Source organism: Enterovibrio norvegicus DSM 15893 (assembly GCF_900115495.1).
GTDB lineage: Bacteria > Pseudomonadota > Gammaproteobacteria > Enterobacterales > Vibrionaceae > Enterovibrio > Enterovibrio norvegicus.
The window spans coordinates 288,252-301,252 of sequence record NZ_FOWR01000001.1 but is presented as its reverse complement, the minus strand read 5'-3'; the positions used below and the strand labels follow the sequence as shown (position 1 = coordinate 301,252).

Below are 13,001 nucleotides of genomic sequence, written 5' to 3'. Positions count from 1 at the left end.
CTCGCTTAGTCCCGTGCTAGGACTCATCGATACTCGTGCTTACAACTCACCACGAAGTGAAACCAGCTTCGCTTTAATCGCGCGGGCTTTCTCTTCTGTAAGGTCATAGTTCCACATAACCAGGATGGCGAGTGCAGCCGTTGATGCTGGAATGATGATGTCTGCAAGACGCAAGTTAATCATCGTTTCAGCAGATTGACTTGCTGCGCCTGGATCAAAGCCGACCAGCTTAATCACTAGACCACCTAGGATTAGAGCTAGCGCCTGACCGAGTTTAACCATCAACCAGTAGATCGCGCCGAATGTACCTTCGCGACGTGGCATACCGTTATCCAGCTCATCCATGTCACACACATCCGCCGTCATACTCATCATCAATGTGAACAGACCACCAATACCAAATGACATCAGCGGGATAGGCATGAAGATCATCCAAGGGTTTGAAGGATCGAAGCCCCACCATTTCAGCGCATAACCGACAATAGAGATCATGGTTGAGATAACGAAAGCGTTACGTTTGCCCCACTTATTTGCCATCCAAGTAATGATCGGGATAACCAAAAACGCGGTCGTAATTGCACTGATGGTAGAGAACCATGCTGGCCAGCTACCTGTTGCACCATAATCGCCATCAAACATGTGGAATACGATGATAAAGAAGCTAAACGAAGCAACAAGCTGGAAGCCATTAAAGACAAGGAACGTCGCGCTACACAATCTAACGAATGGGCCGTTTTTGAACACTTTCTTAATGCCAGAGAATACCGCGGCTAAGTTTGTCCAAATAGTTGCAAACGAAATTTCAGCACGGTTTTCCATTTTGTTCGAATCAATACCCTTACAGAACAAGCCCGGAAGAATACCCAATACGATACAGGCACCAGCCACATACAATGAGAGCGTGCGAACACCTTGAGCTTGGGAGTCAAACAGCTCAGGGTCTGCAATCATTACCCAGAACCAAGGTACGATCATCCAAGCGATTTGACCCATGGTTTGAGCAAACGCCATCAGACGCGTACGTTCGTTGTAATCAGAAGTCATCTCGTAACCCAAGGCAACAAACGGTGTTGCGAACATGGTGTTACCAATGGTGAAGATCAGCGAGAAAATGAGGAAATACCAAAAGTTATACGCTTGAGATGCTTCAGGGTCGAGTTGCCAAAGTAACGCAAAGAATACGCCACTCAAGATTGCACCAACTACGATATAAGGTCTTCTGCGTCCCCATCGTGATTTGGTGTTATCCGTGATAAAGCCCATGATTGGATCGGTCAAGGCATCGAATAACCGAGGAAGACCACCCAGTAGACCGGCTAAAAACGGGTCAATACCAAACGCGGTGATCAAAAAGAACGAAAATACACCAAGCGCTCCAGGCAGGAGGTTGAGTGTGAGTGTACCAGCACCGTATGCTCCTTTTTGCTTTATAGGAACATCGGCTCTGACTACGTTGCTAGGATTGGCTGTTGCTTCAGTTTGCGACATAACTCATTTGTTAACCATATGTGAATACGTGTACTGATAGTAACGGTCTAGTGCGAGTGACTTCAAACCGGAGCCAAACAACAGATACCTCTAAAAACACAAAAAGAAAGCGCTTTCTTTGGTCTCTTTATTTGAGAGCAAACAAATATTCCAACATGGCCACCATAAATGGGTAAGTTACATAACAATCCACCAAATATTAAGATATTTTCGGCATCTTTCATTTCAGTGACACAGGTTACACTTATTTTTACGGGTTATTGGCGCCACCGTCATTTTATTGTCACTCGTGTCAATCAAGCTTTTCTATCAAGTGTTAATTTAGCGTTAACCAATCACCGTATTTCATGCGCTAACGTGTTTGAGAAACCCAAACTCTGACCCTAAAAATTTGGCTAACACGTACTTATACCGCTTTCCCTACCCTCTGCGTAAAGAAAGTGCTTTCATTGAATTTCACGCATAAAAAAAGCCCGCAGCATCATGCTACGGGCCTCGAATTCAATCTATTGTCTGTTGCGCATTATTTTGCAGCGCGACGCTCTTCTACAGCATCAGCGAGACGTTGAAGAACCTGCTCAGTCATTTCCCAACCAATACAAGCATCAGTGATACTCTGGCCGTATACAGCAGCTTTACCATCAACCAGATCCTGACGACCTTCAACGAGATGGCTTTCAATCATCACACCGAAGATAGCATCGTTACCACCAGCCACTTGGTTTGCTACGTCATCAGCAACAACCGCTTGGCGTTTGTAGTCTTTGCTGCTGTTTGCATGGCTGAAATCAATCATCAGTTTGTTACGTAGTTTTGCAGAATCAAGCTGCTCTTGAATCGCAGAGACATGCTCCGCGGAATAGTTAGGCTCTTTACCACCACGCAAAATGATGTGGCAATCTTCATTACCTGCAGTTTCTACAATCGCCGAATGGCCGTATTTGGTCACAGACAAAAAGTGGTGCGGAGATTCCGCTGAACGAATCGCATCAGTTGCAATCTTGATGTTGCCGTCAGTACCGTTTTTGAAGCCAACAGGACAAGAAAGGCCTGACGCCAGTTCACGGTGAACCTGAGATTCGGTTGTACGCGCACCGATTGCACCCCAGCTGATCAAATCACCCATGTACTGAGGTGTGATCATATCGAGAAACTCACCTGCCGTTGGAAGACCCATATCAGTGATGTCCAACAACAGTTTGCGGCCAATACGAAGACCATCGTTCAATTTGAAGCTGTTATCCATGTATGGGTCGTTGATAAGACCTTTCCAGCCTACTGTTGTACGCGGCTTTTCAAAATACACGCGCATAACAATTTCAAGCTGACCTTTCAGTTTTTCGCGCAAAGGTTTTAGTTTTTTTGCGTACTCAACGGCCGCTTCTGGATCGTGGATAGAACATGGACCGATAACAATCAACAAACGATCATCTTGGTCATTAAGAATGTTATGGATGGATTGGCGAGCATTAAACACGGTTTCTGACGCGTTATCTGTTGCCGGGAATTTTTCTAGGATCGCGACTGGCGGCAAAAGTTCTTTGATTTTGCTGATGCGAACGTCGTCTGTTTGATAAATGCTCATATTTCACCCTTTTTCATTTCTTGCCGTCATTTTGTCTGTTCAAAACAACGTATGCTTCCTTCATATGTCGTTAACTTATCGCCAATCCAACGTGAGTGCAAACCTATTTTTACAGGATTTTAAAAATATTTATCACCGCGGCGTATTGACTGGTGGTAATTATGTGCTAGCAATAAGTAAAAAGCAGGAGCGACGAAATTTTTATTCTATCACTATCAGACAGTTAATCGCCGTTTATCGCTCTTCCTTTGAAAGCAATTTCAGCTCAGGAAAAAGCAAATCAAGATCTAAATTCGCCTCCAAAGCATCAGCCAATACATCAATACTCTTCTCTCGAAGCGCATCTAGGTTTGATTGTTTCGCTTTTTCCAACCCCGCCCACTGAAGGATCAATGCACAAGCATCTGGCGAATCAAACACACCATGCCAATAGGTTCCCAACACCACATCATCCTCACTCACCAAACCATCGAACAAAACGTTGTCACTGCCTTCGTTTTTATATGATATAGGGGATTTACCATGGACTGTCGACACGCCCATGTGGATCTCATAACCTCTGACTGGTGCTTCACGCCCCAGTAATGCCAATGTGCCTGTTTTCTGTGTAAGTACCTTTTCTTTTTCTATTGTGGTTTCACACTGCAAGTAACCTAACCCCTCTACCGATGCAGGTTCACCTTCCATGCCAAAAGGATCGGCAATGCGTTGTCCCAGCATTTGATACCCACCACAAATACCCGCAATCTTGCCCCCATAGCGAAGGTGCTTGGCGATGTGCTTGTCCCAGCCATACGCACGTAACGATGCCAAATCGCTGATCACACTCTTACTTCCGGGAAGCACGATCAAATCTGCAGCAGGCAATGGGTCTCCCGGACGGACAAATTGAAGATTCACCTGAGGGTGCATTCTTAGTGCATCGAAATCAGTATGGTTACTGGCACGTGGATACACAGGAACAACAATATTGAATAACTCCGATTCTTTATCGTCTGACTGTGCAGTATCAATGGCATCTTCCGCATCCAGCATCAAACCTTGCAGATAAGGAATAACCCCAATCACAGGCTTGCCCGTTTTTTCTTCCAGCCAATCTAAACCGGGCTCTAGTAACTTAATGTCGCCGCGAAATCGGTTGATCACAAAGCCAATAACGCGGTCTTGTTCTGATTGAGACAAGCAATTCAACGTGCCTGTTAGGTGTGCAAACACCCCTCCACGATCGATATCAGCAACGATGATAACGGGCACATCGGCTTCTTCGGCAAACCCCATATTTGCAATGTCATTTGCACGTAAATTCACTTCAGCGGGGCTACCCGCACCTTCAATCAAGATGGTCTCGAACTGGCTTTGAAGAATCTCAAAAGACGCCATCACAGGCGGCATCGCAAATGCTTTATAGGATTGAAAACCAATTGCGTCCATGGACGCCGTCGCTTTGCCTTGTACGATGACTTGTGCTGCACAATCAGAGTTTGGTTTAAGCAAAATGGGATTCATATGAACCGTCGGCTCAACACCACAAGCAAAGGCTTGAAAAGCTTGTGCCCGGCCTATCTCGCCACCGTCTTTTGTCACAGCACTGTTTAACGCCATATTTTGAGATTTAAACGGGGCAACGGAAATGCCTCGACGCGCGAGTACACGCCCCAAACCAGCGACCAAAACACTTTTACCAGCGTCTGACGTTGTACCTTGAACCATGAGGGCTTTGTGAGTAGAAAGCATGTAATAAACCTGAATATTCTGAGGGGTGTGCGTGTCTGTGAGGTTCAGTGAAGTACTGAGATCGTCAACGTAATGCGTGAACCCGTTGCCCACAAAGCGAAATCCCGCTTCTTTGAACTAGTGATTAAATGCAAAGATACCACACCGTTTGCATAAAAATGTTACCGAAATCCTCGCACGAGAAATTGTTTGTAATCTTCATCAAATTTATGTGCTTCACACCTGCAAATTTCGTCCAGCTACTCATACACTCAAACGGTTGTAATACTTTATAGATAAGGCATGGAAAGCTGTGAATACTAGAAAAAGAACACGCGTTATTCGAACTATTGCACTCTCACTTGGCCTGTTTTCCGCTGCTGCCTCGGCAACAAATTTTAATTACACCAACCTTGAGGTTGGTTTTACCTCTAATCCGTCAGGGTTAGCAGCGAAAGCAAGATTGGCCTTTATGGACGGCGCACATTTCATTGTGAATGGCAGTAGCCAATTCGAGGGCGATTGGATTGCGTCTGGTGGCGCGGGATTTCACGCACCGATCAATGGTTTTGTCGATGTGCATGGTGACGCGCAAGTCTATTCGGTCAAATTCCCTCAAGATGACAAACATGATTGGGGTGAGCTCGCCTACGGCGTGAATATTGGCGTTCGAGCGTGGGTGCTTCCACAAATGGAAGCTAACCTTCAGGTTGGCCAAGTGGCCTTTGATTCCGATGACACGCGAAGTGTGGTTGAAATTGGGGGGCGCTTTCACTCTACCGATGCGCTCTCAATTGGTGCATCATATCGCGCCAATGGTTTATACAAAGAGCAGTTCTATCTCAATGTGAGATTCGAACTCTAGTCTTTAATGTAACGCTACTCTTCCATAGTAAGGTTCGAGACGAAAACTCGAACCTCCTTTCCTGTTTTTATCTGCCTATCTTCTAGCCAATCGCAATTACCGCAGACTTGGCTTCACTCGGCGTAAAACCAAAGTATCGCTTAAATTCACGGCTGAACTGAGATGGACTGCTATAACCTACCGCATAGCAAACTTCTGCCACTTGAGACCCCAAAGACAACATTGATCGCGCTTTATGTAACCGCAACGATTTTACATATTGCATCGGAGATACCGAGGTCACTTGCTTAAAATGTTCATGCAATGTTGACGCGCTCATTCCAGCCACATGAGATATTTCATCGATATCCAGATTTCGCTCAAAGTGCTGCTCAATATAGTGCACCACTGGCGTAATTCGGTTCGCGCCCGCATGGTTGTTCACGCTATTGCGCAACAATCCCCCTGAAGGGCCTTTCAAAACCTGATAATAAAGCTCTCTACATAAAGAGTCTGACAATACCTGCCGATCCATAGGATCGTCAGCAATACGAATCAAGCGAGCGAGATTTCCCAATATTTCTGGCGTAATAGGCGTTGATTGTGTGAGTTCCATTTGCTGTGTAAGGTCATTGTCAGACTGCCATTGACTCATTTCCATCATCAACTGCCCAACCACCTGCCGATCAATACGTAAACTCGCACCGACATAAGGCCTGGCGGGCTCAACGCACGACACACTGGCGTCAACGGGACGTGTAACAGAGTTTATCAAGTAAGTAGACGGGTCATATTGATAGACATTTTGCCCCGAACTCAATTGTTTGCTCCCTTGCAACACAAAACAAATTGAAGGCTGCAGGACAATTGGCATAACAGGAAAATTTTGTGTCGAGGAAAACAGCGTCAAGCCTTCAATCGCCGTAGGATGAACACAATTCCCCTTCGCTAGCTCGAATACGTATTCAGCCAATTCTGAATTAAATTCCATGCAAACTCTCTTTCAATATCGATCGTAGGATTATGACACCTAACGCGTACTCAAGCCCGCTAATGGCAATAGCTTCGGAGAAATAGGCAAGAATACAGGAACATCTCGATAACATATCACCAGAAATGTGGCCATAGTTAACATGAGAATACGTCGTAGACCGCTATTGCCTAAAATCATAATCCATCACTACGTTTAAAGCCCTATAAGATCGCGAGCCAATAGACGCGTAACTTGCAGTCAACGTGGATTGATATTGAATGGTTTATGCATCCACAAAGGGTGATATCGCCACCCTACCGAGCGCAGTGTAGCTGCGTCACTCGAGAAGAATAAAACCCCTATGGAAGGAGAAAAACATGACCGTTTCTATCAATATTAACGGGCAAGATCATGAGCTGGATGTCCCACCTGAAACGCCGCTTTTGTGGGCACTTCGAGACAATGTCAAACTCACAGGCACTAAGTTCGGCTGTGGTCTTGCTCAGTGCGGCGCGTGTACCGTCCACATGGCAGGCCAACCAATTCGATCTTGTGTCACCCCTGTCTCAGCAGTCGTTGGGCAACATATCACCACCATTGAGGGCATTGACACAAAAGCCGCCAAAGCCATTCAAGCTGCGTGGGAAGAACTTGCAGTGCCACAATGCGGGTATTGTCAGTCAGGCCAAATCATGGCGGCGAGCGCACTCCTTGCTAACAATCCTTCACCCACAGATAACGATATCGATGCCGCGATGAACGGAAATATTTGCCGCTGTGCAACGTACGTTCGAATCCGTGAGGCCATTAAGCAAGCCGCGAAAGAATCAGCACAGGGGTAATGACATGCAAACGTTTATTCATGCGTTTCAAGCGAAACGCAACGCCGATTTAGCGACACCATCCTCTGGCACATCACGTCGAAGCTTCATTAAGCTGATGACCACGGCAGGGGCGGGTTTAACACTTGGCGTTCACCTGCCTGCCTTTGCTGCATCAGCAACAGACACCACGGGGGCAAAATTTGAGCCGAACGCGTTTATTCGCATTAGCGAAGACAATACCGTCACCATTTTGATTAAGCATCTAGAAATGGGGCAAGGCGTCACAACTGGGCTCGCTACCATTGCCGCCGATGAGTTAGACGCAGACTGGGCATTGGTGTCAACTGAAGCGGCTCCCGCGAATGCAAACCTCTACAACAACCTCTTGTTTGGCCCCGTACAAGGTACAGGCGGCAGTACAGCCATCGCCAACTCCTTCATGCAGCTTCGTGTGGCAGGTGCAAAAGCCCGCACCATGTTAGTGAGCGCGGCAGCCAAGCTCTGGAAAGTGCCAGCAAGTGATATTTCTGTCAGCAAGAACGTTGTTTCTCACCAAGCCTCAGGCAAATCTGCCTCTTTTGGTGAACTGGCTGAATTGGCCGCAATGGAAGCCGTCCCTGCTGATGATGCTGTCACGTTGAAAAAGCCTGATCAGTTTTCGCTGATTGGTAAGACGGGCACAACACGCAAAGATCACGGGAAAAGCAACGGCACAGCAACCTTCACTCAAGATGTTCAAATCGAAGGCATGTTGACGGCTGTGGTAGCTCACCCTCCTTCCTTCGGTGCCAAGCTCATCAGCGTAGATGCGACAGACGCTAAAAAATCCCCTGGTGTTGTGGATGTTGTTCAAATACCTACAGGCGTCGCCGTTGTTGCGAAAGACTTTTGGAGTGCCAAGGTTGGACGCGACAAACTAAAACTGGAGTGGGATCGTTCCGCATTCACCAAAAGCACGGATGACCTCATAAAAGAATACAAAACACTGGCCGATCAAAAAGGCTTACCCGCACGGGTTGAGGGCGACGCCAGTGGAAAACTTGCCACCGCTGATAAAGTGCTTGAAGCCACCTATTACTTCCCTTTTCTCGCCCATGCCGCCATGGAGCCGATGAACTGTGTGGTGTTGGCCGAAGATGATAAATGTGAGATGTGGTACGGCGCACAGCTACCGACCATCGATCAATTTGTTGCGGCGTCTATCTTGAGCATCAAGCCAGAAAACATCGCCATCAACACCGTATTTGCAGGCGGTAGCTTTGGTCGACGCGCCAACCCACAATCAGATTATGTTGCTGAAACTGTGATGATCGCGAACACACAACGCGGTGTGCCGATCAAACTGGTGTGGACACGAGAAGATGACATGCATGCTGGTTATTATCGCCCCATGTATGTTCAAAAAATCCGAGCATCATTGGATGACCAAGGTAATGTCGACGCATGGGAACAGCGTGTTGTGGGTCAATCCATCGCAGCGGGCACCTCGTTTGAAGATTTCATGGTGAAAGATGGCATCGACAACTCGTCTGTTGAAGGCTCTTCGACACTGCCTTACCGCATTCCACACTTTGCTGTTGAACTACACACCACAAAAAGCCCGGTTCCCGTGCTGTGGTGGCGTTCGGTTGGCCATACTCATAACGCGTTTTCGACCGAAACCTTCATCGATCAACTCGCGCATGCCGCAGGAAAAGATCCCGTGGCTTACAGGCTAAACATGCTAGAAGGCCACCCACGTCTTAAAGGCGTGTTAAAGCTTGCTGCAGAAAAAGCCGGTTGGGATAAGCCCTTACCTGAAGGGAGCGCGCGAGGCATCGCCGTGCATGAATCCTTTCGTACTTTCGTTGCGCAAGTGGCCGAAGTGTCGGTGAAAAACGGAGAGATCGTTGTCGAGCGCGTCGTGTGTGCCGTTGACTGTGGCGTTGCTATCAACCCAAGTAACATCGAAGCACAAATGCAAGGCGGCATAGGTTTTGGTCTTTCACAGACACTGGAAAGCGAAATCACCCTCAAAGATGGCGCTGTCGTGCAATCTAACTTTCACGACTACAAGGTACTGCGATTTGCTCAGATGCCAACCATAGACGTGCACATTGTGCCTTCAGCCGAGCCGCCAACAGGCGTTGGTGAACCTGGCACGCCACCGATTGCACCTGCTGTCGCGAATGCCGTGTATGCGTTGACGGGTCAGCGTTTAACCGACTTGCCGTTGCGATTAGCGAAAAGCTAATCAGGTGAAACAAACGGAACTGATGTAAAGGACATTCATGTCGAATCATTTACTCCATTTGCTTAGCCAATGGTACCCAGAAAAAGACAATGCCGAGTGGGTGCTCGGCACTGTCTTCAACACACATGGCCCCTGCTATCGGAAAGCAGGTGCCATGATGTTCTTTAATGGCTTGGGTCAACAACTGGGCATGCTTAGCGGCGGATGTTTGGAATCAGATATCCAGCGCCATGCAAAGAAAGTGATGGATGCAGGTGACAGTGTCACGCTAATTTATGATAGCCAGGATGAAGATGATCTCTCTTTTCAACTTGGCATCGGGTGTGGCGGCACAGTCGAAGTCATGCTGCAACCTTTGTCGGCTGCAAACAACTATCTCGCATTAGAGGAGGTGTATACCCACCTAATGCAGAGACAATCCGGCCACTTCTATCAGCGTATTCCAACAAAGAATGCTGACCGTTCTGGCTCGCAATCAGACGCGGCATCATTCATTCCGTCAGAGCAGACACTCCATTATGTCAGCGACGGAGACACTTTGGGAAAGCTTATCAAAGAAGGTGAGCAAGACTGGCTACGTACCTATGTTCAACCGCCAGTCCATCTCTTGATTGCAGGCGGAGGCTTAGACACAAAACCGCTCGCCACGTTAGCAAGCCAATTAGGTTGGCACGTTTCACTTTGGGATCCGCGCCCTGCGAATGCAAGACGCGAGTATTTCCAAACCGCCAATGCCATTTTACGAGGCCCCGCGGAATCACTCTCCGCGTATTGCCTCAAGCATCGTGTTGATGCGGCTGTTGTCATGACCCACAACGTCACCTTGGACGCACAAGTGCTCTCATCACTTCGACAGACGCAATTGCGCTATCTCGCGTTACTTGGGCCGACACATCGCCGTGATGACGTGTTAACGGCTGCGGAGATTAAGATCGACGATCTTCCCTGTCACTTATCAGGCCCCGCGGGTTTACATCTCGGCGCAGCGTTACCAGAAGGCATTGCCATGTCGATATTGGCAGAATGTATGGCCAGATTAAATGATGCGTCTGGGGCATCGTTCAGTGGCTCGCTGTCATGATGACAAAACCCACGGTCGTCATTCTCGCGGCGGGAAAAGCATCTCGATTTGGATCGTGTAAGACGCTCGCTGTCGCCAATGGCGAACCACTCGTTGCACGCGCTATTAAGGCTGCAAAAGCCATCAGTGACGACATCTACCTTGTGACAGGATGTTGGCATAACGACATTAGCAAAGCCGCAAAACAACATGCGTGGCCAGTGCAATTGTTGTATGCCAAAGAGTGGAAATCCGGCATTGGAAGTGTGATTGCCAGTGTCACCGAACAGTTGGAACAGGCATGTTCAGAAATGATGATTCTATTGGCTGACCAACCTGATGTTTCAGGGGCGGATACGAACGCGCTATTGGCCGCCTTTTATGCCGAAGACGTGGATATTGCGTGTAGCCAATATGCGGATACCTTAGGTGTGCCTGCTGTTTTCAATCAAACGACGTTTGACCGCCTTAAATCACTTGAAGGAGACAAAGGCGCAAAGGTGTTGTTTTATGAAGATGGGTACACGATAACAGCGGTATCGCTTATACATGCCAGCGTTGACATCGATACGCCACAAGCGCTAACAGTGTGGGAAACCAACTAACAAAAAAGGAGAACAATGGCTGTTCTCCTTTTTTGTATATTTCGCTTATCTTATTCAACTCGTAGTGACGAGCTTCCAACGCTTTTCTTGCTTCGATTGTTTGATCATCCAAAAAATCGTCACAGGCGCAGATATCAAAGTCGTCGCGATGAGAATCGACACAGGGACGGCAGTGATCACGATAAAGGATTGAAGCGCACTTAATCCGCCCTCACCCGCCGCCAGCAACACAGCAGCAACAACACCCAGCATGATCGCCCAAAACAGACGATGGTACTTTGAAGGCGTTGTATTTTCTGACGTGACTACTGCAATGGAATACGCCATTGAATCACCCGTGGTCGCCACAAATGTCGTCGTCAGTAACAAGAACGCAGGAACGAGAATGGCTTGAAGCGGTAACTGTTGAAGCATGGCAATCAGAACAGCGGGTAAACCAGCGTCTGATAATGGCCCAGAGATACTGCCAGGGTTTGTCATCTCAAAGAAGATACCCGTGCCGCCCAACGCACTAAACCAGAAATTGGTTGCGATAGGTGCGCAAACACTGATAGCCAGAATCAGCATTCTCACGCTTCGACCCTCAGAGATCTTGGCAATGAAGATCGCCATCATCGGCGCAAAACCAATGAACCAGCCCCAGAAGAACCACGTCCACCCGCTCTGCCAGCCTTCGTTTGCAGCATCAAGCCCCAACGAAGAAAAATGGCTGATATAGGTGCCGAAACCTGCGGCAAATTCACCGAAAATAAACTGTGTCGGCCCAAGTAATAGTACAGCAACCAGCAATGCAAATGCCCCAATGACATTCATCTTACTCAACCACTGTAACCCTTTGTCCAATCCAGAAAATGCTGAAATCGAGTAGACCGCGACAACACCCAGAAGAATCGAGATCTGAAGTGTCAGCGTATTCTCCATACCCGTAAGAGACTCGACACTGTAACCAAGTTGACTCGCCAAGAAGCCGATTGGGCCAATCGTGCCCGCAGCAACACCGATGATTGCACACGTATCGACAACCGCGCCCAGCCAATGGTTTTCTAAGCGATCACCACACAATGGGTATAGCAGTGCGCGAGGACGCAGGCTCAAGCCTTTATGATGGTGTGCATGCATCAGAACAATGGTCGCCAGCGTGCCAAGTACAGCCCATGCAAGAAAGCCCCAATGAAAGAAACTTTGCCCCAATGCTGCAGACGCTGCTGCTTCTGTGTAAGGTTCTGCCCCAGAAAAAACAGGCGGTGCTGACATGAAGTGATAAACGGGCTCAGCAGCAGACCAGAAGACACCGCCCCCCGCTAGCAAAGTACACATGATCATAGAAAGCCAGCGAAACGTGCTCATTTCAGGCTTGAGCTTCTTACCCAGTGTCATTCTACCCGCAGGCGAGATGGCGATGATCAATGCAATAGCAAAATTAAGCACCATTAGCCACTGCCAAGCGTAGCCAAATATATTGGCTGACATCGCATAGAGAGAATTGATCGTGTTAGTAAAAGACTGCAGGTCAAACAATGCAGCAAAGAGGAAGCAAGAGAAAAAACCGATAGTCAGTGTTGAAACGAGTTTATCGCTAGCAATTAGAGATTTAAAAGTCATTGTGTTCTCACATTATGCGTGAGGGACGGGACTTTAGCAGCTTGTCGACGTGATCGCCATCACTTTTATTTGAA

At 47.8% G+C, this 13,001-nt stretch carries 10 protein-coding genes; 5 read left to right on the top strand and 5 right to left on the bottom strand.

Translation table 11 applies throughout. The features are described 5' to 3' along the window. Positions 1–39 precede the first annotated feature (39 nt). The 3 genes from BM082_RS01295 to BM082_RS01285 all read right to left on the bottom strand — a co-directional run bounded on the left by BM082_RS01295 (position 40) and on the right by BM082_RS01285 (position 4,807). Positions 40–1,488: an MFS transporter gene (locus BM082_RS01295; protein WP_017015518.1), complete on the bottom strand. Its 1,449-nt coding sequence runs from the start codon at positions 1,486–1,488 to the stop codon at positions 40–42. Between the two features lie 523 nt (positions 1,489–2,011). Beyond that, the gene (gene aroG / locus BM082_RS01290; RefSeq protein WP_026025021.1) at positions 2,012–3,067 is read right to left on the bottom strand and encodes a 3-deoxy-7-phosphoheptulonate synthase AroG; all 1,056 of its coding nucleotides are present in this window, start codon (positions 3,065–3,067) and stop codon (positions 2,012–2,014) included. Positions 3,068–3,307: 240 nt separating this feature from the next. Next, positions 3,308–4,807 carry a cobyric acid synthase gene (locus tag BM082_RS01285; RefSeq protein WP_074924973.1) on the bottom strand — a complete coding sequence of 500 codons (1,500 nt, stop codon included), beginning with the start codon at positions 4,805–4,807 and terminating at the stop codon, positions 3,308–3,310. A 292-nt stretch (positions 4,808–5,099) separates the two neighbouring features. Between BM082_RS01285 and BM082_RS01280 the strand changes: the two genes are divergently transcribed. Continuing rightward, positions 5,100–5,651 carry a hypothetical protein gene (locus BM082_RS01280; protein WP_017009946.1) on the top strand — a complete coding sequence of 184 codons (552 nt, stop codon included), beginning with the start codon at positions 5,100–5,102 and terminating at the stop codon, positions 5,649–5,651. A gap of 82 nt (positions 5,652–5,733) precedes the next feature. Here BM082_RS01280 and BM082_RS01275 read toward each other — a convergent pair whose 3' ends face one another. After that, positions 5,734–6,621 (bottom strand): AraC family transcriptional regulator, encoded by an 888-nt coding sequence (locus tag BM082_RS01275; RefSeq protein WP_017015515.1) that lies wholly within the window; start codon positions 6,619–6,621, stop codon positions 5,734–5,736. 359 nt (positions 6,622–6,980) lie between these two features. Here BM082_RS01275 and BM082_RS01270 point away from each other — a divergent pair, with 359 nt between their 5' ends. The 4 genes from BM082_RS01270 to BM082_RS01255 are packed head-to-tail and all read left to right on the top strand — an operon-like array spanning position 6,981 to position 11,325. Next, positions 6,981–7,445, top strand: coding sequence for a (2Fe-2S)-binding protein (locus BM082_RS01270; RefSeq protein WP_017009948.1), 465 nt, complete (start codon positions 6,981–6,983; stop codon positions 7,443–7,445). Positions 7,446–7,449: 4 nt separating this feature from the next. Continuing rightward, positions 7,450–9,660 (top strand): xanthine dehydrogenase family protein molybdopterin-binding subunit, encoded by a 2,211-nt coding sequence (locus BM082_RS01265; RefSeq protein WP_074924967.1) that lies wholly within the window; start codon positions 7,450–7,452, stop codon positions 9,658–9,660. 37 nt (positions 9,661–9,697) lie between these two features. Next, a complete protein-coding gene (locus tag BM082_RS01260) occupies positions 9,698–10,741 on the top strand; it encodes an XdhC family protein (RefSeq protein ID WP_074924965.1) in 1,044 nt (347 codons plus the stop codon). Next, entirely contained in the window at positions 10,738–11,325 is a 588-nt protein-coding gene (locus BM082_RS01255) for a nucleotidyltransferase family protein (RefSeq protein WP_074924963.1), read from the top strand. The genes BM082_RS01260 and BM082_RS01255 overlap by 4 nt, the downstream gene beginning before the upstream one ends. 54 nt (positions 11,326–11,379) lie before the next feature. On the opposite strand, the gene BM082_RS01250 is transcribed toward BM082_RS01255, so the two are convergent. Continuing rightward, positions 11,380–12,927 (bottom strand): BCCT family transporter, encoded by a 1,548-nt coding sequence (locus tag BM082_RS01250; protein ID WP_074924961.1) that lies wholly within the window; start codon positions 12,925–12,927, stop codon positions 11,380–11,382. Positions 12,928–13,001 lie beyond the last annotated feature (74 nt).